At 29.1% G+C, this 24353-nt stretch carries 24 protein-coding genes; 9 read left to right on the top strand and 15 right to left on the bottom strand.

Annotated features, from left to right (window positions below; translation table 11 throughout):
• Positions 1-430: 430 nt before the first annotated feature.
• The 4 genes from AQ1685_RS02700 to AQ1685_RS02685 all read left to right on the top strand — a co-directional run bounded on the left by AQ1685_RS02700 (position 431) and on the right by AQ1685_RS02685 (position 5603).
• Positions 431-2812: an outer membrane beta-barrel protein gene (locus tag AQ1685_RS02700; protein WP_095069210.1), complete on the top strand. Its 2382-nt coding sequence runs from the start codon at positions 431-433 to the stop codon at positions 2810-2812.
• Between the two features lie 5 nt (positions 2813-2817).
• Positions 2818-3600: a CPBP family intramembrane glutamic endopeptidase gene (locus AQ1685_RS02695; protein ID WP_095069209.1), complete on the top strand. Its 783-nt coding sequence runs from the start codon at positions 2818-2820 to the stop codon at positions 3598-3600.
• A 220-nt stretch (positions 3601-3820) separates the two neighbouring features.
• Positions 3821-4828: a sensor histidine kinase gene (locus AQ1685_RS02690; RefSeq protein ID WP_095069208.1), complete on the top strand. Its 1008-nt coding sequence runs from the start codon at positions 3821-3823 to the stop codon at positions 4826-4828.
• Positions 4829-4838: 10 nt separating this feature from the next.
• On the top strand, positions 4839-5603 hold the full coding sequence (locus AQ1685_RS02685) for a LytR/AlgR family response regulator transcription factor (RefSeq protein WP_095069207.1): 765 nt from the start codon (positions 4839-4841) through the stop codon (positions 5601-5603).
• Between the two features lie 238 nt (positions 5604-5841).
• Here AQ1685_RS02685 and AQ1685_RS02680 read toward each other — a convergent pair whose 3' ends face one another.
• From AQ1685_RS02680 to lepA, 5 genes are all read right to left on the bottom strand, one after another.
• Complete coding sequence (locus AQ1685_RS02680; RefSeq protein WP_095069205.1) at positions 5842-6051, bottom strand: YgaP family membrane protein; 210 nt, start codon at positions 6049-6051, stop codon at positions 5842-5844.
• 114 nt (positions 6052-6165) lie between these two features.
• Positions 6166-6816 (bottom strand): Crp/Fnr family transcriptional regulator, encoded by a 651-nt coding sequence (locus AQ1685_RS02675; protein ID WP_095069203.1) that lies wholly within the window; start codon positions 6814-6816, stop codon positions 6166-6168.
• A gap of 86 nt (positions 6817-6902) precedes the next feature.
• Complete coding sequence (locus AQ1685_RS02670; protein ID WP_095069201.1) at positions 6903-7628, bottom strand: Bax inhibitor-1/YccA family protein; 726 nt, start codon at positions 7626-7628, stop codon at positions 6903-6905.
• Between the two features lie 23 nt (positions 7629-7651).
• Positions 7652-10483 (bottom strand): T9SS type A sorting domain-containing protein, encoded by a 2832-nt coding sequence (locus AQ1685_RS02665; protein ID WP_157730061.1) that lies wholly within the window; start codon positions 10481-10483, stop codon positions 7652-7654.
• Between the two features lie 87 nt (positions 10484-10570).
• A complete protein-coding gene (lepA, locus tag AQ1685_RS02660) occupies positions 10571-12367 on the bottom strand; it encodes a translation elongation factor 4 (protein WP_095069197.1) in 1797 nt (598 codons plus the stop codon).
• 395 nt (positions 12368-12762) lie between these two features.
• Here lepA and AQ1685_RS02655 point away from each other — a divergent pair, with 395 nt between their 5' ends.
• From AQ1685_RS02655 to AQ1685_RS02640, 4 genes are read left to right on the top strand one after another with little or no spacing between them, the layout of a single operon-like run.
• Positions 12763-13125 (top strand): hypothetical protein, encoded by a 363-nt coding sequence (locus AQ1685_RS02655; protein WP_157730060.1) that lies wholly within the window; start codon positions 12763-12765, stop codon positions 13123-13125.
• A gap of 39 nt (positions 13126-13164) precedes the next feature.
• Positions 13165-13698, top strand: a complete 534-nt coding sequence (locus AQ1685_RS02650) for a YceI family protein (protein ID WP_095069193.1) — start codon at positions 13165-13167, stop codon at positions 13696-13698.
• Positions 13676-14065: a hypothetical protein gene (locus AQ1685_RS02645; protein WP_095069191.1), complete on the top strand. Its 390-nt coding sequence runs from the start codon at positions 13676-13678 to the stop codon at positions 14063-14065. The genes AQ1685_RS02650 and AQ1685_RS02645 overlap by 23 nt, the downstream gene beginning before the upstream one ends.
• The gene (locus AQ1685_RS02640) at positions 14047-14949 is read left to right on the top strand and encodes a DUF5777 family beta-barrel protein (protein WP_095069189.1); all 903 of its coding nucleotides are present in this window, start codon (positions 14047-14049) and stop codon (positions 14947-14949) included. Before AQ1685_RS02645 ends, AQ1685_RS02640 begins: the two co-directional genes overlap by 19 nt.
• 20 nt (positions 14950-14969) lie before the next feature.
• On the opposite strand, the gene AQ1685_RS02635 is transcribed toward AQ1685_RS02640, so the two are convergent.
• The 6 genes from AQ1685_RS02635 to AQ1685_RS02610 all read right to left on the bottom strand — a co-directional run bounded on the left by AQ1685_RS02635 (position 14970) and on the right by AQ1685_RS02610 (position 19271).
• Entirely contained in the window at positions 14970-15965 is a 996-nt protein-coding gene (locus AQ1685_RS02635) for a Gfo/Idh/MocA family protein (RefSeq protein ID WP_095069187.1), read from the bottom strand.
• Positions 15966-16318: 353 nt separating this feature from the next.
• Complete coding sequence (locus AQ1685_RS02630) at positions 16319-16609, bottom strand: hypothetical protein (protein WP_095069183.1); 291 nt, start codon at positions 16607-16609, stop codon at positions 16319-16321.
• 77 nt (positions 16610-16686) lie between these two features.
• Complete coding sequence (locus AQ1685_RS02625) at positions 16687-16881, bottom strand: hypothetical protein (RefSeq protein ID WP_095069181.1); 195 nt, start codon at positions 16879-16881, stop codon at positions 16687-16689.
• Between the two features lie 83 nt (positions 16882-16964).
• A complete protein-coding gene (locus AQ1685_RS02620) occupies positions 16965-17153 on the bottom strand; it encodes an LPXTG cell wall anchor domain-containing protein (RefSeq protein ID WP_095069179.1) in 189 nt (62 codons plus the stop codon).
• Positions 17150-18544, bottom strand: a complete 1395-nt coding sequence (locus tag AQ1685_RS02615; protein WP_095069178.1) for a radical SAM protein — start codon at positions 18542-18544, stop codon at positions 17150-17152. Before AQ1685_RS02615 ends, AQ1685_RS02620 begins: the two co-directional genes overlap by 4 nt.
• Positions 18534-19271, bottom strand: a complete 738-nt coding sequence (locus AQ1685_RS02610) for a prolipoprotein diacylglyceryl transferase (protein ID WP_095069177.1) — start codon at positions 19269-19271, stop codon at positions 18534-18536. The genes AQ1685_RS02615 and AQ1685_RS02610 overlap by 11 nt, the downstream gene beginning before the upstream one ends.
• A gap of 78 nt (positions 19272-19349) precedes the next feature.
• Between AQ1685_RS02610 and dusB the strand changes: the two genes are divergently transcribed.
• Positions 19350-20351, top strand: coding sequence for a tRNA dihydrouridine synthase DusB (gene dusB, locus AQ1685_RS02605; RefSeq protein WP_095069176.1), 1002 nt, complete (start codon positions 19350-19352; stop codon positions 20349-20351).
• A 648-nt stretch (positions 20352-20999) separates the two neighbouring features.
• Here dusB and AQ1685_RS02600 read toward each other — a convergent pair.
• From AQ1685_RS02600 to AQ1685_RS02585, 4 genes are all read right to left on the bottom strand, one after another.
• Positions 21000-22112 (bottom strand): ABC transporter permease, encoded by a 1113-nt coding sequence (locus tag AQ1685_RS02600; protein WP_231970237.1) that lies wholly within the window; start codon positions 22110-22112, stop codon positions 21000-21002.
• A gap of 124 nt (positions 22113-22236) precedes the next feature.
• Positions 22237-22632, bottom strand: coding sequence for a 30S ribosome-binding factor RbfA (gene rbfA, locus AQ1685_RS02595; RefSeq protein ID WP_095069174.1), 396 nt, complete (start codon positions 22630-22632; stop codon positions 22237-22239).
• 132 nt (positions 22633-22764) lie between these two features.
• Positions 22765-23409: a response regulator transcription factor gene (locus AQ1685_RS02590; protein ID WP_095069173.1), complete on the bottom strand. Its 645-nt coding sequence runs from the start codon at positions 23407-23409 to the stop codon at positions 22765-22767.
• Between the two features lie 56 nt (positions 23410-23465).
• Positions 23466-24215: a sensor histidine kinase gene (locus tag AQ1685_RS02585; RefSeq protein WP_095069172.1), complete on the bottom strand. Its 750-nt coding sequence runs from the start codon at positions 24213-24215 to the stop codon at positions 23466-23468.
• Positions 24216-24353: the final 138 nt, after the last annotated feature.

Below are 24353 nucleotides of genomic sequence, written 5' to 3'. Positions count from 1 at the left end.
CTAATTAGAATGCTATCCATTTATCATATTATTAATTTAGGACTACAATGGTTAGCTATTGTTTTTAAGGGAATTAAGTAAGTTTTCATATAATAGGGGATTTTGGTTAATTAAATTGGTTAACCAAATATACATACTCTTATTCAAATTATTGCAACTAATATGCAGATTTTCACATAAAAAAACACTTATAAACACATGTTAATCAATAAGATCACTACATTATTAATAAAGATTTAAACAGAATATTAAAGCAATTTCATCAACTTCCTATAAACTATTGATTATTAGCTAAAGATTTGGAATAATATAGATTGACTTTATAAAAGTCTGTTTCAACCTATTTTTATCCCAATTCAACAGTTTTACATTTCATATACCTTGTAACAATTATAGTTTTGAATTGTCTTTAAAAAATAAAAATTCAATTATGAAATTATTTAAACAACTACTATTCTTACTTTTTATTAGTTCTTTTAACCTGTCAGCTCAATTTTCTATTAATGGAAAAATAACTGACAAACAGAATCAACCTTTACCTTTTGCCAATGTTATTCTATTAAGTAAAGAAAAAGGTGCACTTCCTAAAGGAATGGTTTCAGATGATAATGGAAAATATTCTTTTGAAAAAGTGAAAAAAGGAACATATACAATTGAAATATCTATGTTAGGCTTTAAAACTAAAAACCTTAAAGCTTTTGAATTAAACAGTAATAAAACTTTCAATTTTACTTTAGAAGAAGAAAATGAATCTCTTGATGAAGTTGTTATACAAAGTAAAAGACCTGTAATTAGGCAAACCGCAGAAAAATTAGTTTTAGATTTAGAAAAATCTGAAATGCTGAATAGTAATTTACAAGATGTCGTAAAAAGAGTTCCTGGAGTTATTGTAACCAATAATGGAATTAATTTTGCCGGACGATCGGACATTCGAATTTTGATTAATGGAAAAACTACTGACTATATGGATGTAGAAACTCTATTACAAAACTTACCTGCCGATAATATTGCTAAAGTAGAATTAATAGAACAACCTGGAGCTGAATTTGATGCAGAAGGTTCTGGTCCAATTATAAATATCATCTTAAAAAAGAATGTTCGTTTAGGAACTCACGGATCTGTTGGAGTTTGGGTTGGTGAAGATGAAGGAATTGAATATGGTGCTAATGCTTCTATTGCTAGTTATAAAAACAAATTAAATTGGCAATTAAGTACTGGATATTCTGCACCAACATGGAGAAACGATCTTTTTATCAATCGTAGAGTTGTAGATCCAGGAACAAATGAAACAGTTACTTATGACCAAGCAACTATTGAACCTTTCGACCCAAAAAACACTTGGTTGTCTGGTAGTATTGACTACTATATTAATGATAAAAACACTATTGGTTTTAGTACTCGATATAACAACACAATGTCTGATAGAGTTGGTAGTAGTAATACTGAAGTGCGTTCTTCAACTAATATGGAACGTTTTGTAACTGAAAACTCTTTTGATAGAGAACGAAATACATTTAGTATTAATCCGTATTATGAATTTAAATCAGATCATGATAAGTTTATTTTAGACTTTAATTATGTAAACTTTATTAATGAAAATATAAATACCATTGAAGATGTAGATGGTAATACTGTACCATTTGTTAATCAACGATACTTACAAGATGGAAAATACACCATTAAAACTATTAAAGCTGATTACAATAAAAATATTACAGATGAATTTAAAGTTAGTTTTGGTTCTAAATTTTCTGATGTAGATACAGATAGCGACCTAAAATTATTTACGCAAAATGCTAGTGGTGATTTCGATTTTCAAGCTGATGATAGCAATCGTTTTATTATCGATGAAAGAATTTTTGCACTATACACAAAAGTAAATTATAAATGGAGTGATTGGTCTTTATCTGCAGGTGTTCGATACGAAAACAGTGATACCAGAGGAACATCTACATCTACTGATGAAACTAGAACTCGAATTATTTCTCAACTTTTCCCAAGTGCTTCTTTAAGCAAAAAACTTACAGAAAAGTTAGGAGCAAATGTTGCATATAGTTATAGAATTAGAAGACCAAACTATAATAGTTTAAATTCTTTTGTTACTCTTTACGATCCTTTAACTTCTGAAGTTGGTAACCCAGCTTTAAAACCAGCATTTACAAACAACTTACAGTTTAATTTAACTTTTGATAATCAACCTTTTTTTACCGTAAGTTATAGTGAAACTAGTGACGATTTATTCTTATTTATCTCACAAGATGATGCAACAGCACAAATTTCTAGAACAACCATTAATCTTCAAGATAGACAAAACTGGAACTTCAGATTATTCGGACCTTTAAGCTTTATTGAAAATCTTGACGGATTTACAGGTTTCATTGTAGATTACAACAAATTTGAATCAAATGAATTAAGTCCGAACTTATTTTTATCTAAATGGAATTTAGGTTGGTATACGCAAGCTAGTTACAAATTACCTTGGGATATTAATGCGGAAATGTCTAGTTACTTTGGTACTGGAGCTTTAGAAGGACAAATTGATGCTGGTTGGATAGGAGATTTAAGTTTCTCTTTTGGTAAAAAGTTCTTAGATGACAAGTTAAAAGTTAACTTAGGCATTAACAAAGTATTGAACAGAGGTTTTGTTGGTACTGTTAATTACGATAATATTGATGCTAATATTGAAAGTAACGGATCTCGTCAAAATGTTCAACTACGATTAACGTATAGTTTCGGATCTAGATTCGGAAAGAAAAAAGCAAAAAGAAATGCATCTGAAGAAGAACAAAATAGAATAGATAACAACAACTAATTACTATGAAAAAGGCATTACAATACACAATTTTATTTATCATCTTAATCTTACTAAAATCTATTATTAACGTCAACATAAAGAGTTATTTGATTTTTCATAATGTTGAAAATTATAATATTGTTTTAGTAACAAAAACAGTAAGTAACATTATACTAGGTATAATTTCAATCTTAATAGTCAAGAAACTAGATTTAGTTAAATTTAGTGGTATCAGACCGGTTAAAATCGAGAAAAAATTATTACTAATTTTTCCATTGGTTTATATCGTTGGATTAAATTTATTATTCGCTGATGATATTCCAAATTTTACAACCACTAACTTAATTGTCTTATTAACTTACTGTTTAAGTATTGGTATTGCTGAAGAATTAAGTTTAAGAAGTGTCTTAATACCTCTTCTGATAAAGTACTTTGGTGATTCAAAAAAATCAATAATTAAATCTGTACTTATAGCAGCTACTATTTTTGGATTACTACATTTTATAAAATTCGATAAAGGAGTTTACGGTGAGATTTCACAATTTTTCTTTGCAACCTTTATTGGAGTTATGTTTGGAGCTTTATTAATTGTAACCAAAAGAATTTATCCATTAATTATAATTCATATGCTTATCGATTTTGCAGCAAAACTTGACGATATTGGTGTGAATTTTAAACCAGAAGGTATCAGTGAAACAGATTTAACTGGAGCTATTTTTACAGTTATTATTACATTACCCTGTCTATTTTATGGAATGTATATTATGAAAAAACACATTCCGAATGAGCTTTCTATAACAGAATAAGCCAACAACAATTATAGCTATTAGGGCTTTTACTTAAAAGTTCTAGCCCTAATTTTACTTTACAATCTCCTAACGCTAATCATTCTATTAAACATTATACTATAACTTATTATCGTAGATAATAATGCTATTACTTTTGGTTTTATCTCAAGCCAATTAATCTGTGTATATTTAATTTTTCTATAGCATATTGTTTGATTTTATTTTCAACAAAAATCACATGAATACCAAACTTAATAAATCTGACTGGATACTACTCGCTTTGTTATACGGAGCTACAACCATTTTAAATGGAATAGATTATTACAGAAGTGAAAATAAACTTATTGAATACATTATTGATTTACCTTTAGATACAGTTTCTTCTATTATACTTATCTTAATTTTCTTGTATTTTATTATTCCTAGATACTTAATTAATGCAAAAAAATACACAACTTTCTTCTTTATTAGTTTGGCTGTATTGACTACTATTGGTTGTTTAGATAGACTCGTAGGTTTTGTAACCGCAGGAAGAAGTTGGAGTGATTTTCCTAATTTTCTTTTATTCCTTCAAGCAGGTTTATATGATGCTACAGACATGATTGGGTTTCCTTTGGGAATTTTATTAATCAAGAAATTTTATGAAGGACAAACTCAATTTTTAAAAGTTGAAAAACAACAAAAAGAAAACGAATTAAAGTTATTACGCTCTCAAATCGATCCGCATTTTCTATTTAATAACCTAAATACTTTAGATAGTTTAATTGATACAGATTCTGAAAAAGCAAAAGAATACATCAATCGATTGTCTTTAATATATCGTTACCTCATTCAAACTAAAGATTCTGAGGTTATGGAACTTTCTAAAGAAATACAATTTGCCGAAAATTATATCTTCTTAATAAAAACAAGATTCGAGTATGATTATGATTTTGAAGTCATTAAAAATGTAAGCCTTAAAGATTCATTTATTCCAACAGGTGCTATTCAAACATTATTAGAAAATGTAGTAAAACACAATAAACCCGACGGACAACAACCAATTCAAGCATCGATAACTATAGATGAAAATCGTTTAACTGTAGTAAATACAAAATCGAATTTTAAGGTTAAAAACGATTCACTAGGAACCGGATTAGATAATTTAAAAACGAGATATCAATTATTATCCGATCAAGAAATTAGTATTATAAATACAGATCATAACTTTAAAGTTTCTATTCCTATCATTAAACTATCTGAATAAAATACCGCTTATGAAAATTTTAATTTTAGAAGACGAAGTTCCTGCATATAAAAAGCTATTAAATTATTTAAATGACTTTTTTGAAATCGAAGTACAACACGATTGGGCTAGATCTATAAAAGACGGGAGAACAATGTTACTCCAAAATTCTTATGATTTTATTTTATCGGACATTCAATTGTTAGATGGAATATCATTCGATTTATTTGATGAAATTAATTTAGAAGCTCCAATTATATTTTGTTCTGCTCATGACGAATATTTATTTAAAGCTTTCAACACAAACGGAATTGCCTATATTTTAAAACCGTATACAAAACTTGACTTCAATAAAGCTATTGAAAAGTATAAAGCGTTATTTCAAAAGGGAGATTATAATAATTTAGACACCAAAATTATTACAGAACTAAAGTCAGCTTTAAAGGAAGAAGAAACCAATTATAAAAAACGATTTGTTATTAAGAAAAGTACAGGAATTCAGCTTTTAAATGTTAATGAAATTACATTAATAGAAGCTTCAGGTGATTTTTGTATTGCTACAGATACTAACGGTAAACGTCATACGATTTCTCAGAACTTAAGCTCTATTTTAAAACAACTAAACCCAAACAAGTTTTTTAAGATTAATAGAAGTGAGATTATAAGTATTGATTACATTGAAAATATTGAAAATCACTTTAAAAATAGATTATTACTTACAGTTACTGGCTGCAAAGAAAAACCTATGACAAGCACTGCTACTACATCTGAATTTAGAAAATGGCTGGAGAGTTAAAACACATTTTCAAAATCATTAAAAATGTGCTTTTTAGATAAGCAATAAAAGAATTAAAGCTATAATCTAACTCGTTTGAGTTCAAGTGAAATTCTGGAAAAGAATTTTACCTCGACAACAATCTTTTAGTAATCAAAATTGTCTTTCTCGGTACAATTTTCTATCGAAAATCTCTCGAATTGATAATCTTAATCATCTTAAATTTTTATATCAAACTCACTTCAAATCAGGTTAGATTTTATTTACTACTTTTTTTAAGAGTATTAAGTCCTATTAACTTGTACAAAGGACAAAAATTAACAAAACTAGTGAGCAATAAAACAATAGCCAAAGAAAGTAAAACATAAGCTAAAGTACCTACAATAATTCCTTTCCAAAACAATCCTGCTATTACAACTACTAAAAAGATTCTAACAATGCGGTCGATACCGCCCATATTTTTTTTCATGTTTAATGTCTTTACGAATTTTATAAATCAAAAATAATTTCTATGCATGATTCATGCAGTGACATTTGTTACAAGACTATATTATATTTCAGGAAGTTTTAAAAAAGGAAGGGTTTAGCTAAAGTTTTGGCTGATAAGAGTTACTTTACCTTGTCCTAATTTTACCAAACCATCAACTTCTAATTTTTTCAGCAATCTGGAGATAACTTCTCTAGAAGAACCTAACTCGTAAGCAATTTGTTGATGTGTAGTTTGTAATGTATTATTTTTTTTAAGAGAAGTTTCTTTCTTTAAATATTCTAGTAAACGTACATTTTTATTAGAAAAAGTTAAAATCTCAATAATATTAAGCAATTCATCAAATTTCAAATCAAATAAGTCATAGATGAATTCATTCCATTTTGGATATTTTTTAGCAATTTCAAAAGCTTTATTTGCTGGAATCAATACTATTTTGGAATCTTCTTCTAAAATTGCCTTGACACTACTTTTTTGTTGTTTAATTAAAGTGATAACAGACATAACACAACTCTCTCCTGGTTTTATGTAATATAACAACACCTCATTTCCATTAACTGACTCCTCTTTAAACACCTTTGCTAGTCCAGAAACTAACAGTGGAATTGACTTTACATAATCTCCTTGTTTTAAAATAACAGTTCCTGCCTCCATATCAACAATTGAGCTTATTGCAATCAATTCATTTTTTAAACTTGGCATTTTAGCTAATTCTGGAAAGTAATTATCTAGAGCTTCTGCAATCAAATTTTAACTATTTAACTTATCTTATAAAGATAAAAAAGCTCGTCTAAAATTAGACGAGCTTTTTTTAAATATAGTAATTTTTATAATTAGTCTCTACTCATAAAAATTCTTAATACATACCAGAATAATAACATTAGCGATGCAAATAAACCAATTGCAGCAGGAATATAATCTTCCGTAGTAAATCTATGAACTAGGTTAGATGTTTGATATAAAATTGATCCTCCAGCTAAAACACACATTCCTACAGAGAACCATAAGCCTAAGTTAAATCCGAATAATGATCCTGCTATAATTAAGCCAATTGCTATAAAAAAACCTATAGTTAAAGCTGATCTTAAAAAAGAAAAGTCTTTTTTAGTCATTAATACCACTGCAGATAAACCAGCAAAAAGTGTTAGTGTTACAATCCCTGCTTGTTGCAGTATTGCGAAACCTTGTCCATCTGTATAAGCAATAGCTATAAAAATTAACGGTATAAAGATAAATGCTTCTGCAAATACATAACCTGCATAAGCCATGTATTGTAAATTCTTATCTGTTGTTTTTAACGCTGTACTTTCTGCATAATTTGTTATCAACATGAAACCTCCTAAAAGAAGTAACCATCTGTAACCTTGTGTCATTGATAAAGCGAATTCTACAATAGCAGAACTCTGTAACAACACATATTCAAATAATACAAATAATAATACTCCTCCAGCCACATGAGCATAAGTTTTCTTATAAAATGCAACGCGTTCTACTTCTGTTGACTGAGCTACCAAAACTCTATTTGATGGATTATCAAAAGGATTGAATGAATTTTCCATAATAACTTTATTTATTTTTTAATTTATTTTAATACTACTTTACTTAGATACTCGTTAGTTCCATCTGTGATTTTAACTAAATAAACTCCTTTAGTTACTGAACTTAAATTAAAAGGAACTGTATTTGTAGAATTAGTTGTTTTCTTATTGTAAACTATCCTACCGTTTAAGTCATAAATTTTTACTGCAACTTTATCATTTGTAAAGTCTCCTTTCAAATTTACATTAAAAATTCCAGTTGATGGATTAGGGTAAATTTTTAACGCTTCTTTAGAGAAATCTTCTAAATTTAAAACTTCACTATCGCCAAATACAGCTAAAACTCCTGTCGTAGTTCCTTCAGATCTAAATGTTTCACTAGAATTGAAAACTCCATAATTTGTAGTAAAAGCTCCTACGATTAATTGATCTTTATGACCTGTGGTTACTATACTAGTTGGAACACTAAATCCTGTGGAAGAAAAAGTTTTAACCCATTGAAACTCTCCTTGCTCGTTGTACTTTATGATGAAAGATTCGTTTCCATTTTCAAATTCCTCATATAAAATTACATCATCGGTAATGAATAATTCCTCTTTAAATGTACCCGATATATACACATTACCTTCATCATCTGTATCAGAAGAATACGATGAAATTCTAGATGTACTTGAAATACCTTTAACCCACACAAAATCTGAATCGTTATTAATTTTTGCTACATATAAAACATCAGAATAACTGGTATTAAAATCAGCAATTCCAATAGCATTGAATGAAAAATCAGGTTGATTTTCAAAACTTAAATCACCAACTATATAAGTAGTGTTTGTTTTGTGAGGTAATATTTTTACTCTATTAACTGGATAATTCCTGTAATTTGAAGTATGCCCATAATTAAAAACGTTAAGCACATTTAAATTATCATCAATTTCAAATATTACATGTCTACCATTCGAAGTAGTGTCAGCTTCTTTCTTTTCAAAAACAGTTCCATTGTAGACAAGCTCATCTCCTTCAAATTCACCAATTAAATACGATTTTCCATTTACTCCTTTGTTAATACTTAAATTTGAAATTGCTAAATTATTTCCTTTGGTTTCTATATCTAAAGATGTACTTAGGGTTAAATCAGGATTAAATAACATTACTTTAAGCTCTATACTTCCTCTAATGATAATTAGTAACTTTTCATCATCTAAAACTGTAATATCTTCGTAGTTATAATACGTAGCATCTACAGCTGTAACTTCATAATCTGATAACACTCCATCTTCAGATATTTTAAGAATTACTAAGTTATTTTGCCCATTAGTAATAGGTGTTATTTTTTGACCTTTAACTTCAATTTCTTGAGTTATATAACCAGCTAAATACACAAAACCGTCGTGATAATTAATTTGTTCTCCTCCTTTAATTGCAGTTGTAAAACTACCGTTTAAACTACATGACCAACTTATATTATTATTTAAATCAGACTTAATTAGTGTAAAATTAGAGGTTCCAAAAAGATTATTAGATCTTCTTCCATCTCTTAATAAAGCATAGTAATTATTATTCTTATCAGAATCTACATCGACAACATAAGAACTCGTGGCATTTTCTCCAGAAATTTCATTTTCCCATACTTCGGAACCATTCTCTGTCTTACTTAAATAAAGATTATAATTATCTGTATTTACTTCTGAAGTAAACAATACATCATTATTTCCATAACAAGGTATCTTTAGTCGTGGCCAATCTGCAACTGATGTAATAGTTTCTGAGCCATCAGCATTAAAGGTTAAATGTGCAATACTTGCACTATTCCTTGAGTTTATTAATACAGACAAACGATCATTTTCATCATAAATAAAACTTGCATTAAAAAACTGTACTGCATTTAAATAGCTTAATTCTTCAAATATTCTTAGCGATGAAACTTCTGCTGTATTTTCATCAATATTTACAATAAAAGGGTACCCGCCTGTAGTTGGTCTTGGCAACGCTAAACCATTTAAATTACTTTCTGTAAAAAATTCAATTCCGAATAAATATAATTGATCGTTTTTAATGGTAAATTTTGCTCCACTTGATATTCCTTGATTATTATCAGGATAAGTTACTGAATTTGCATACAGCGCATTAAAATTTGAATTAAATCCAGCATAAAAAATAGTTGATATCGCATTATCATCTTCTAAAACAAAACCACCAATATTAGCTGTTCCGTTTATAATTCCTGTTATTAAAATCGTATTATTTAAATACGTGATATCACTCGTTAAAACATTTATATCTAAAAATTGTTCGAAATTAACTCTTGAAAGATCAATGTCCACAGAATAAATTTCATTAATAATGGCTACATAAAATTTATTATTATCAGGATCTATTGTAAATGTTGGCTTAATATAATCGTGACTAACAAGTCTTCTTCTAGCGGAAGCGTCACTTCCAATAAAAACCGTATTTTCAAGCGTTCCAGATAAAGTGTAAGAAGCTAGAACATAATTATTTTCCCCAACATCTTGTAATTCGGTTCCTTCTAGTTTATCTCCTCTTTTATAACTTCCTAAAACATAAATTTTATCATTATAAATTTTAAACTGAAAAGCTTCTACATTACCATTTAACTGGCTATCACTTTGAACTACCCAACCTAAATCTCCATTGGTTTTATATTGTGCAAGAAAAAAATTTTCGTTTACACCTTCACTTTTTAGCACTTTATCTCCAATGGTTGTTTCACCGTAAAATCTTCCTAAAACATACAGATTTCCTAAGTTGTCTTTTTGTAATTCAACTACAGTTTCTGATGCATTTCCACCAAAAGCTAAAATGGTATTCCAATCAGGTTCATTTGATTTTTTTAGTACAGCATTTTGAGCTGTCATTGATAGGCACACCAATAACAGCGAAAACATAAGTAATTTTCTTTTCATTTTATTTAACAATTTTTATTTTAAAAGTTGATTAATTTCTTAATCATTTAGTTTTAAGACAGCCATAAATGCTTGCTGTGGAATTTCTACATTTCCCACCTGACGCATACGCTTCTTACCTTTCTTTTGCTTTTCTAAAAGTTTACGTTTACGAGAAATATCACCTCCATAACATTTTGCTGTTACATCTTTACGTAACGCTTTTACCGTTTCACGAGCAATAATTTTAGCTCCGATTGCAGCCTGAATTGGAATATCGAATTGCTGACGCGGAATTAATTCTTTTAATTTCTCACAAATTCTCTTTCCAATAGAATAAGCATTACTATCATGTAATAAAGAAGAAAGTGCATCAACAGATTGTCCGTTTAATAACATATCTACACGTACTAACTTTGATTTTTTCATTCCTATAGGATGATAATCAAAAGACGCATAACCTTTTGAAACTGTTTTTAAACGATCATAAAAATCGAATACAATTTCTGCTAATGGCATTTCAAAAATCAACTCAACACGCTCTGGAGTTAAATAGGTTTGATTAATAATTTGCCCACGTTTTTCAATACATAAACTCATTACCTGACCAACGAAATCAGATTTTGTTATAATCGAAGCTTTGATAAAAGGTTCTTCTACTCTATCTAATTTTGATGGATCTGGTAAATCAGAAGGATTATTTACAATAATAATCTCATCTGGTTCTTTCTTTGTATATGCATGATAAGATACGTTAGGAACCGTAGTAATTACTGTCATATTGAACTCACGTTCCAAACGTTCTTGAATAATTTCCATGTGTAACATCCCTAAGAATCCACATCGGAAACCAAAACCTAAAGCGGCTGAACTTTCTGGCTGAAATACTAAAGAAGCATCATTTAATTGTAACTTCTCCATAGAAGCTCTTAATTCTTCATAATCTTCAGTATCTACAGGATAAATTCCTGCAAATACCATTGGCTTTACATCTTCAAAACCTTCAATAGTATCTGTAGTTGGATTAGCAAAATCTGTAATAGTATCTCCTACTTTTACTTCTTTAGCTGTTTTAATACCTGTAATTAAATATCCAACATCTCCTGTTTTTATTTCTTTTTTAGGCTCTTGATTTAATTTTAACGTACCAACTTCATCAGCAAAATAATCATTTCCTGTAGCCATGAATTTAATCTTCTGATTCTTTTTTATAGAACCATCAATAATTCTAAAATACGTTTCAATTCCACGGTAAGAATTATAAACACTATCAAAAATCAAGGCTTTTAATGGTGCTTCGGGATTTCCTTTAGGTGCAGGAATTCTATCTATAATTGCTTCTAAAATCTTATCCACTCCAAAACCTGTTTTTCCACTTGCAGGAATTACATCTTCAGGATCACAACCTAACAAATCAACAATATCATCTGTTACTTCTTCTGGGTTTGCAGAAGGTAAGTCTACTTTATTTAATACTGGAATAATTTCTAAATCATTCTCTAATGCCAAGTATAAGTTAGAAATGGTTTGTGCTTGTATACTTTGAGCCGCATCTACTATTAATAATGCACCTTCGCAAGCAGCAATTGAACGAGAAACTTCGTAAGAGAAATCTACGTGACCAGGAGTATCAATTAAGTTAAAAATATATTGTTCTCCTTCATGAACATAATCCATTTGTATTGCGTGAGATTTAATGGTAATTCCACGTTCACGCTCTAAATCCATATTATCTAATAATTGATCTTGCTTTTCGCGTTCAGTTACAGTTTGAGTAAAATCTAAAAGTCGATCTGCAAGCGTACTTTTACCATGATCAATGTGGGCAATAATACAAAAGTTTCTAATGTTCTTCATTCGTTCTAATAACTTCTTATGGCCGACAAAGATACGGTATTTGAAAGCTACTTCAAATAAAAATTACAGGCTTAATTAGAAAGAAACACATCACTTTTATATTGGATTCATAATTTCAATTATGATTATAAAATTAATTTCTTCAGTTTTTTGAATTTGATAAAATTTATATCTATAATTTTAACTAGATTCGATATTAGTTTAAAAAAAGCACGTTTTTCCAAACGTTTTTTTTCCCTTTTAACCTTAATTATTTCCTTTTGACTATATTTAATTAGTTTAAAACAAGGCCTCTCAACTACATTTGTCCAAGAATTTATTTCGAAGATGAAATGTTAAGATTTTCGAAATAACACGACTTAATTAAAGTCAAGTTTAACTAACAATTTTCAAAAATGAAATCACGCATTTACCCAATTATTTTATTTAGTCTTTTAGTGTTGAGCAGCTGCTCAACATCTGAAGTACCAATTGAGCAACTTCCAATTGTTCAACCTACGGAACAAATCACTTATGAAAAAGATGTGAAAAATATTATAAGTAATAGTTGTGCAACAACAAATTGTCACGACGATGTTTCTCCTGCTGCTGGTCTTGCTTTAACAAATTTTGATCGAGTTAGAAACGCAGCTGAAAATGGAAATTTATTCGGTCGTATTAATAATTCGGCTAATCCTATGCCTCCATCGGGATTACTTCCAACATCTACTAGAAATATTATTAGCCAATGGAGAGCTGATGGATATTTAGAAGAATAATCAAATAGAAAAAAATAACCCAAAATAAAAACACATAACATGAGACTTATCGTAATTTTTTTATTGATTTCACAATCGATATTTAGCCAGAAATTTTACACAAGAACTGGATCTACAGGTTTTAAAGCTTCTGTTGATGCATTTGAACCCGTACAAGCATTAAACAAAAGTACCACAGCAATTTTAACTAATGATGGTGAAATTGCTTCTCAATTATTTATTAGTGCTTTTAAATTTAGATTAGCATTAATGCAAGAACATTTTAATGAAAGTTTTATGGAATCTAACGAATTTCCGAAAGCTATCTTTAGAGGTAAAATTGAAGATTTTGACACCAATTCTTTACAAGGTAGTAAGGAGGTAAACATAAAAGGAAATATTACTATTAAAGGCATTAGTAAAGAAATTGAAACTAAAGGAACTGTTACTAAAGTAAATGACAAAATTAATTTAGTAACAAAATTTGAACTTTTACCTGGAGATTTTAATATTAAAATTCCGAGTGTAGTAAGACGTAAAATAGCAAGAATAGTTACTATTGATTTGAATTATGACTTTTCTGAAAAAAAATAAAAAACTTTTAATTGCACTTTTTTTAATCGCTCTAGTAGGATTTGGAGGTTATTTATATATTTTTCAAAAACCTGAAGAAGTATCTGAAATTAAGCCTTCTTTTATAGGAACTTCAAAAGATTTTATTTCTAAGAACAGCGCGAAAATTACAGAATGGAATACTAAAATTATTGAAATTACAGGTACTATTTCATCTGTTAGTAATGAAGGTGTGATTTTAGATCACAATGTTTTCTGTCAATTTCTAGAAGACCAAAAATTAAATACATTAAACGAAAATCAAACTATCACTGTAAAAGGTATGGTCATAGGATATGATGATTTGTTAGATGAATTAAAACTGAACCAATGCACATTAAAAAAATAACTTTACTTTTCTTCTTTTTACTAACTATACAAACAAGTTCTCTTTTTGCTCAAGATGACTTACTTGATGAACTAGACGATTATAGTAATGAAGAAACAACAGGAAAGTCTAAAAACGATAAAAAAGCACAAAATAAATTTGAATTGCCTGCTTTTAAAACTTTAAAGATTGGAAATCTTCAATCAACAAAAATAGGTGACAAAGGAGAACTGTATTTAATTGTTTCCCATAGATTCGGACCTTTAAAAGATGGATTTGATACATTTTTAGGTTTAGATCAAGCGAATACCAAAATTGAATTATTATATAGTTTTTGGGAAGGCACACAATTTAGTTTGAGTAGAGAATCTTTTGAAAAAACAGTTGCTTTAGCTGTAAAAAGTAGATTCACTAAGCAATCAGATTCATTTCCTTTCAATTTAGTAGGTTATGCCACAGCCAACATTAATACCGAGTTGAGTAATAGCCGATTTACAAATTACACATTACAAGATGGAGATAGAATGAGTTATGCGGTTCAACTTTTAGCATCGCATCGATTTTCTAAGCGTTTTTCATTCCAATTTGCTCCAACTTATGTAAGAGAAAATTTACAAATTTTAGAAGAAACAGGAGCTGCCAATCACAATCAGTTTGCAATGGGATTTGGTGGACGTTTAAAACTAAGCAAACGTGTTAGCTTAAATGCTGAGTACGTTCATAATTTTAACAGAGATGAAAATTCAATTTTTTACAATCCCTATACGTTCGGTGTAGATATTGAAACGGGAGGTCATGTTTTTCAATTACTATTTACGAATGCACAATCTTCAAATGAACCAGGATACATTAGCAATGCCGGGGGGGATATTGCGTTCGGTTTTAATATTGTGAGAGTTTTTTAGTAAGTTGATTCGGTCCTTTTCTAGATAGACCTATTTATTCCATCGTGATTGGGATAAATTAGGTCTATTGTTTTTCTAATTTTATCTAAAGTTTGAATAAGTTCTAAACTAAAATCATTTGATAAAATTGGACTTTCAATTAAACCTTTATCTAAACATTCCATAACGTGTGCAGCTTCAAAATAATATCCAAAACCTTTTCCGTCATCTTCTTTTAATTCTTGAATTCCATCTTCAGTTTTTATAAGAATAGGACAATTCATTTCTCTAGAAATTTGAACGGTTCCTTTTTCAAAATGAAAAATAGAATAGTTTGGCGCGTCACAAGTAAATCCTGCTCTTAAATATGCTCTTTTTTGATTCTCGTATTCAAAAACAACATCTATATGTTCATCAGATCCTGTCGGACTTTTAATTGCATTCGCTATAATATTGTCTGGAACACCTAAAGTTTGAAGCGCCGTAAAAACAGGATAAATTCCAATATCTAATAAAGCTCCGCCTCCTAAATCTAAATTATACAACCTACTATTTGGATTATATGCTCCATGAAACATAAAATCTGACTGAACAACTTTTAACTCTCCTAATTCTTTTGATTTTATAATTGATAAAACTTTTTGGAAAGTAGGAACCAAACGTGTCCAAAAAGCTTCCATTAAAAATGTATTTTGTTTTTTAGAAGCACTAATCATAGCTTGTACTTCTGTTTCGTTAATTGCAAAAGCTTTTTCACATAAAACCGCTTTTTTATGTTGTAATGAAAGTAAGGTATGTTCACAATGAAATGTATGCGGTGTAGCAATGTAAACGATATCTACGTTTTCGTCTTCGAGCATTTCCTTATAACTTCCATATGCTTTTTGAAAACCAAACTGACTCGCAAACTTTTCTGCTTTTTCTATATTTCGAGAAGCTGTAGCATATAACACTGCATTATCTAGCATTTTTAAATCTCCAGCAAATATTTCAGCAATCCATCCACAACCTAAAATTGCCCAATTGTATTTTTTCATAATGTTGGTAATAATCTTATTCTTATGCTCCTAAACATATTCCGAATCCTATTACATAAATAACAATAATGAATAGTGCAAATCGGTAAAAAAATTTAGAAACTATTATATCCTTTTTTCTTTAATAATAGCCTGTTAAAATCCCCAACAATGGTAAACCTAAAAATATGGCAATAAAAATATAAGACTCGTTAATTAAGTTTAGTGGTACTATAATTAATGTACTGATAGCAAAAATGAATACAATTTTAGCTCTTGATTTATGTTTTTCTTTTAACTTAAAACTTACAGCTAACAATATAAATGCAACCAACAAAATTAAGGTACTATGTACACCTAAAAAAAACATGAATTTATATTAATAAACTTAAACAAAGGCCTAATCCTACGATATAGGCTACTATAATGAAAGTAGCTAATCTATAAAGAAATCTCGATACTTTTTTGTCTTTTTCTTTGTAATAAACACCAGTTAAAATTACCATTACAGGAATAATAACCATAGAAAATAGAAAGCCTAAATATCCAATTCGCACGAATCTAAAATAAAAGAACAGAAAGATAAATCCGTACACTCCTAAAAAGAATAAAATTGTAGCCTTTGTCTTGTCTTTCTTTCTAAGTCTAAAACTGGTTAAAAACACAAAAAATAATAGTGTTAACAACACAAAAAATAGCCTTGAAAAATACATTTTAAGTTTTTAACTCTTTTTAATTATAATTACATGCCGCCAAAGCACATTCCTAAACCAACTAAAACATATAAAGCTGCCAAAATAAATAAAACGGTAGAAGCTCGTTTATTTTTTCTTCTAACTGCAATAGCAACAACTATTAACACCAAAGGCGGGCCCAACATTATTAAAATAAGTGCTGTAAACAATCCTGATAAATCACCTACTTCTAGAAAATTCATGTATGCTTCTTTTTTTTGTTCTTTTAATTTCTAATTTTTCAATTCCTTAAACAACCTTAAATTTTTTTACTATTCTGTGAAATTTACATTCCAGAACAAACTCCCCAACCAATAATAAAATATAAAATGGCTAATATGTAGAAGACTGTAGCCACTTTCTTATTCTTTCTTCTAAATAAAAAACCTATTAAGCCTAAAACTAAAGCAGGTCCTGCAAGCATTAGTAAAACTAGTACCCATAATCCAGACATTCCTCCTTCTAAAAAAATCATATGCTTTCTTTTTTAAGTTCTTCTAAACGTTGTTTTTTATCGTCTCTGTAGAATAAATTCATCGTTTCAAAAGGAATAATTTTATAGTCTTTATCAACGATATGTACACATGATTTTTTTACTGCACGCACATCGAAATTATAAGCATCTATAAACTGCATGATAATTATTCGAAATAGATTATCATAACCCAAATTTGGTGCATCTATATTGGGTAAACAGCACATAATAGACTTTAAGTTTTCTTGAGCAACTTCTACAGAATTCCCTGTACTAAACAATTCTATCATTTTTCCATGTAGTTGTTCATCTTGTTCATAAACAATAGTATTTTTACTATTATCTAATAAATCAGCAGGATTTACATAACGTGTTAACGGAAATACTTCTCCTCCAAGTTTTAAAGCATAGCCCATTACTAAAGCATCAGGATTACAAGGAACTGGAATTAAATCATCTGAATTAAAAACTGGAGATTGTTCCAAAATTTTCCTTCGAACTTCTGTTAATGTTAATCGATCTTTCTCTGGATCAAAATTCTCTAATCGACCAGCTATTTGTGTCGGTTGAAAAGTAACTCCTCGTACACATTCTTGTTGTAGTGCATATTCAATAATTTCTCCTATTTCGTGATCATTTAATCCTTTTTGAAGTGTTACAACCAATGTTGTTGATAAATTAACTTCATTCAAATTCGTTATAGCTTGTTTTCGAACTTCAGATAATTTGGCTCCTCTCATTGTTTTTAAAACCTCATCATCAAAAGAATCAAACTGTAAATAAATTTCAAAATCTGGCGTGTAGGTTTTTAGCCTTTTTACAAATTCTTTGTCTTTTGCTATTTTTATTCCATTCGTATTTACCATTAAATGACGAATAGGAAGCGTTTTCGCATAATCTAAAATTTCAAAAAACTGTGGATGAATAGTTGGTTCACCTCCACTAATTTGAACTACATCAGGTTCTTTTTCATTTTTTACAATCGTATCTAACATTTTCTTTATCTCCTCCAAAGTTCTGTGTCTTCCATACGTTGGTGAAGATCCTGCGTAACAAGTCGGACAAGTTAAATTGCATCGATCTGTTACTTCTAATACTGTTAAACAGGAGTGTTGTTCATGATCTGGACATAATCCACAATCGTAAGGACAACCATAATGGGTTTTCGTATTAAATGTATAAGGTGTTTCAGAAGGTTTATTGTAATTTCTAATATTCTTATAATATTCTACATCATCAGCTATTAAGACTTTTGAGTTTCCATGTTCAGGACAACGCTTTAACATATATACTTTATCGTTTTCAAAAACGATTTTAGCATCAACTCTTCTTAAACATTCAGGACATAAACTCAATGTAAAGTCGTAATAGGTATATTTTCTAACGGGCATAATTCATAGCTTTTAAAATAAACTTATAATAATATAACCAACAAGTTATACATAATATTTGAATGGAACTTAATCCGAAAACAAAAAACTCATTTGGCTTTAAGAATTCTATACAAAATCGAAATCCGAAATAACTCAGCATAAAAACTTTAAAAAGATCTCCGTTTGTTGAAAATTTACTCTTAAAGTTTTTTAAAAGAAAGAATAATAGGATTAGAAAAATCAATTCATAAAATGCTAAAGGATGTCGTAGTAAACCATCACCTAAATCCATTCCCATAAAAAAAGAAGTTTCTTTTCCGTAAGTAAACTCATTAATTCCTGTTAAAAAACAACCTATTCTACCAATAAAAATTCCAAGAATTATGGGTAAAGTAAATAAATCACCAGAAGATTGTTTTTCTCCAATAATTTTTTTAGAAATTTCCACTCCTAATAGACCACCAAACAAACCTCCCATGATGGTTTTCACATTAAATAAATATACGAGCGAATTTTCTAGTGCAACAATTGGATGTTCTAAAAAACCGACTATTCTTGAACCAAAAAAAGCTCCAATAGCCGCTCCGAGAATAATATAAAGTCTATTTTCTGAAAGAATATGATCGTTAGATTTCTTTTTTAGATATGCGTAATAACGATATCCAAGAAAAAAAGCTAAATATTCTAATATCAGATGAATATTAATTTTTACTCCAAAAAGTATGGGTTCAAAAGGGATTTCCAACAATTTATTTTTTAGATGAATTCAAACTTATAAAATCATTCTAAAAAAAACAGTAATTTTGCAACGATTTTTTGAATTATGGTAAAGATAGACAACATAGAACTTCCTGATTTTCCATTGCTTTTAGCTCCAATGGAAGATGTTAGTGATCCGCCTTTTAGAGCACTATGTAAAGAAAATGGTGCAGATGTGGTATATACTGAGTTTATTTCTTCTGAAGGATTAATTCGTGACGCAGCAAAAAGCGTTATTAAGCTTGATATTTACGAAAAAGAGCGTCCTGTTGGTATTCAAATTTTTGGTGCTAATATGGATTCTATGTTACGTTCTATAGAAATTGTAGAAAAAACCAAACCCGATATTATTGATATTAATTTTGGTTGTCCGGTAAAAAAAGTAGTTTCTAAAGGAGCTGGAGCAGGTATTTTGAAAGATATTGATTTAATGGTAAAGCTTACTGAAGCTATGGTGAAACATACAGATTTACCTGTTACTGTTAAGACTCGTTTGGGTTGGGACCATGATTCAATTCGAATTGTAGAAGTTGCTGAACGCTTACAAGATGTTGGAATTAAAGCGATTTCTATTCATGGTCGTACTCGTGCGCAGATGTATAAAGGTTTTGCAGATTGGAAACCTATTGCTGAAGTAAAAAATAATCCTAGAATGCATATTCCTGTATTTGGAAATGGTGATGTAGATTCTCCAGAAAAAGCTATGGAAATGCGAGATTCTTATGGATTAGATGGTGCTATGATTGGTAGAGCTGCTATTGGTTACCCATGGTTTTTTAATGAAGTAAAACACTTTTTTGAAACTGGTGAGCATTTACCTAAACCAACAATTGCTGAACGTGTAGAAGTTGCACGTCGTCACTTGCAAATGTCTATCGATTGGAAAGGTGAACATTTGGGAGTTGTAGAAACTCGTAGACATTATACTAATTATTTTAAAGGAATTCCACACTTTAAAGAATATCGATTAAAGTTAGTTACTTCTGATGACCCACAAGATGTATTTAATGCTTTTAATGAAATAGAACAGAAATTTGGTAATACTAGAATACCAGAAATCAAGTAGTTTTTCCATTCATCTTAGCTTTTATACCTTTTAACGACATCTAATAGACTTGTAACCAAATCAATATATTTAAGTAAGATATCTATTGTAACTTAGCAGTGAGTTAGTTAATTATAAATGATCCCTAATTATTCACAATTAATTAATCCATATTTACTTATATAAATGAAACATAAAGTAAATCTTGAAAAAGTAGATCACTAAAAAGAAACATTTATATAATGGAAAAACTAAATCCTGGCGCTGGGTTATATTTTAAGTTTTCTTTCACCATCCTCTAAATCGAAATGCTTCTTAGAGTAAATTTCTGCATAATAAATTCCCTTTCAAATACTACACAACAAATTGATTTTCAATATTAAATGTGACCTTTTAAAAAATCATGTGTCTTATAAATGTAAATGAATGAATCCTTTAAGTTATTCTTAGATTCAACATACATTTAATCTTTTACATGAAACATAAAGTAAATCTTGAAAGAATAGGTCACTAAAAAGAAACATGTATAGATTTGAATAATAAAAAATATCCTAGCGCTGGGTTTTAATTATCTTTTTATAATCTTGAAGAAATTAAAAGCTTATTTTTCAAAATAAAGAATAGTATGTATTACATATAATTGTATGTAATAAAAGAATAAACGTTTATTTACTTTTCTATAAATGCTTTTGTAATTCTACTTCCTGCAATTTTTGCAGCTAAGAAACCTAAACTTAATATTGTTAATATTACTGTAATTAGATTAAACCATCTGAATTCTACAGGATATGGAAGATCTGGACTTAATTTGAATAACCCGAATTCTTTTTGTAAAAAGACTAAACTCAGACCTAAAAACAAACCTATTCCCATTCCTATCAGACAAAGTAAAAAGCCTTGAAATACAAATATTTTTTTTATTTCCTTTAACGAAGCTCCTATATTCAGTAGAGTTTTAAGATTTTTTCTTTTATCGATAATCATCATAATAATTGCTCCTATTAAATTAAATAAAGCAATGATTACGATTAATGTAAAAATAAGATATGATACAAAATTTTCAGTATTTATAACCTTTAAGATTAATTCATTGAGTTCTGCTCGTGTTTGAACTTTGTACGTTTCTCCTAATTCTAATTGTAACTCTTGAGATATTTCATCTATCAAATCTGAATTTCTTACCTTCAATTCTACTGCAGAAATTCGATTATCTTCATATCCCATTAATTTTTGAGCTACATGTAATTCAGTAAAAACAAATTTATTCCTAAACTCTTCTGAACCACCATAAACACCAACCACTTGAGTATTAACAGATCGATATGCATTATTTGGATTAATAATACCTGTTCCTGGTTTTGGCATAAAAACTACTAATGGTCTTAAAAAGTTTTGTATTCTTAATTTATCGTCTATACCATAACCAATTACAGCAGTGTTTTTAAAGTCAGGATCAATCCAATGTCCTTTCCACAAAATGGAATCTACTTGTAGTACATCAGTGTAATTTACATCAACTCCTTTAATATAAGCAATATGATTTTTGTCTCCATATTTTAAAAAAGCTCTTTCTTCTACAACTTTTGAAAAATCAGCAATTTTAATATTAGATACTAAAACTTCATCTAACTCTTTTGTATACAATAAACTCTTGCCTTTATTTGCTGAAATTTTTATATCAGGATCAGAACTATCTAACATAGAATAGCTATACGCTCTTAATCCAGAAAAAGCTGATAATATGATAAATAACGCTAAAGTTCCAATAATTACTCCTAGCATTGCTATGATTGTAATTATATTAATAGCGTTTGTGCTATTTTTTGAACGCAAGTAGCGTTTTGCTATGTAAAATGGAAAATTCAATTGTTACAAAAATTATTGGCAATGTAACAATTATTCTCGATTATCTTTTTTGACGACGTGGTAATATTTCTGGATTTTTAATAGGATTTTCATCTTCTCCTTTCAAAGACTTATCAATGTCCTCAATATAATCTAAACTATCGTCACCAAAAAATAACAATTCAGGCATTCTTCTCAATTGATTTTTGGTTCTTTGCGATAATTCGTGACGAATTAATGGAGTATTCGATTTTACTCCTTCTAAAATTTCGTCTCTTTTTTCTGAAGGGAAAACGCTTAAAAAAACTTTAGCCACACCTAAATCTGCTGTAACCGATACTTTCGATACAGAAATAATTACTCCCTTCATTCCATCTTGAGCAGCACGTTGTAAAACTTCAACTAAGTCTTTTTGTAGTACTCCTGCTATCTTTCGCTGTCTATTAGTTTCTTCCATAGTGCAAAGTTATAGATTTATTGTGGAATAGCATTTTTTTACTGTAAAACTATTTCTATAAAAAAAATGCTATTTCTTTTTAAAAGTACTTTAGACTTAAAAGAGAAATAGCATCTTGTTTTTTTAGTTTAATTAGGGCGTATAAATTTTATTTTTTATCGCATACATCACTAAACCGACTCGATTTCGAACATCGAGTTTAGTAAATAAGCTGTCTCTATAACCGTCTATGGTTTTAGGACTTAAAAACATACGCTCCGCAATTTCTTTGTAAGTAAGTTCAGAACAAGCTAATCGCATAAACTTTATTTCATTCTCTTTAAAGTTTACTTGATTTCTGTTTCCTTTTCCAGAAACTGAATCTAGCAATAAGTTAGTTACATTACGGGTATGATAAAAACCATTTTCCATAATTTCTAACAACGCTTTTTCTAGCACTTCTTTCTGGGTATCTTTGAGTAGATAACCAATGGCTCCTGCTTTGAGCATTTTTAAAATAGTTCCATCTGCATCTTCTACTGATAATGCCAAAACGTGAACATCAGGGTAATTTGCAACAATCCATTCTGTCGTTTCTATACCATTCATTACAGGCATATTAACATCGACAAGAACGATGTCTGGAATGTTTCGGGGGGAAGATTTAAACTTTTCTTTTACCTCCCCTCCGTTCTTGCATGTATATAATACTTTAAACTTGTCAAAAGTATTAACCATGCCTTCAATAGCTTGTGATAACAACGTATGATCGTCGACCACAACAACTGAATACTTCATAGTTAAACGGGTTAAATAAGTTAGTAAATAACTAGTGCATAAGGGGATTATACATCCTAAAAGTAATAATAAATATTTAATTCCGTACCATTATTGGGTTTAGATTCTAAATTTATTTCTGCATTGATAAGTTTTGCTCTTGTTTTCATGTTTTCTAAACCTATTCCTTTTTTTTGTATCTCTTCCATATTGAAACCAATTCCATCATCAATTGCTTGAATTGTTAGCTTTTCGGGTTCAAAACTCAACGAAACTTCCAATTTAGTACCTTTCGCATGTTTTATCGTATTTGAGAAAAATTCTTGTAAAATTCGAAACAAAATAATGCCGTGTTTTTGGTTCAACTCTTTTTCTTCTCCTTTGATTTGTAATGTAGCCTGAATGAATTGTAAACGATTGAAACGTTCTATCTCTAATTGTAGTGCTTCTTTTAAAGCTATATTTTTGATAAATTCAGGATTAATAAGCTTGGAAAGTGAACGTATTTCATTTAAACTTTTCGTTATTGTTTCTGAAATATCATCTAAACTTTCTGAGGTAGCATTTTGCAACTGTATTTTTGCTAAAGTTAAGAGTTGCCCGATATTATCGTGCAACTCCCAACTAATATTTCTAAGTGTTTCTTCTCGAATTTCTATTTGTGTTTCTGCAATTTCGCGCTCGAATCGTTTTTTCTCTAATGACTTTTCTTTTAATAATTGATTTTTACGGCGCTGAAAAACGGTAAATAATATAATTAAGAAAATAACAATTAATGCGATAATAATTGTTGATATAATTAATACCTCTCCTCCTTGTTGCTGCATAATAAACCAAATATAATACCTGAATACATAATAATTCCTAAAGATTTAAGAATAAAATAGAAACTCCTATTACTCATTTGTTTTTGTATTAAGAAAAAAGGAATGGAACTTGTATAAAAAATTAAAAAGGAAACACTA

It is taken from the genome of Tenacibaculum jejuense (genome assembly GCF_900198195.1).
Lineage (GTDB): Bacteria > Bacteroidota > Bacteroidia > Flavobacteriales > Flavobacteriaceae > Polaribacter > Polaribacter jejuensis.
Note: the sequence above shows the minus strand (reverse complement) of the source record. Positions and strands in the feature narration are given on the sequence as shown.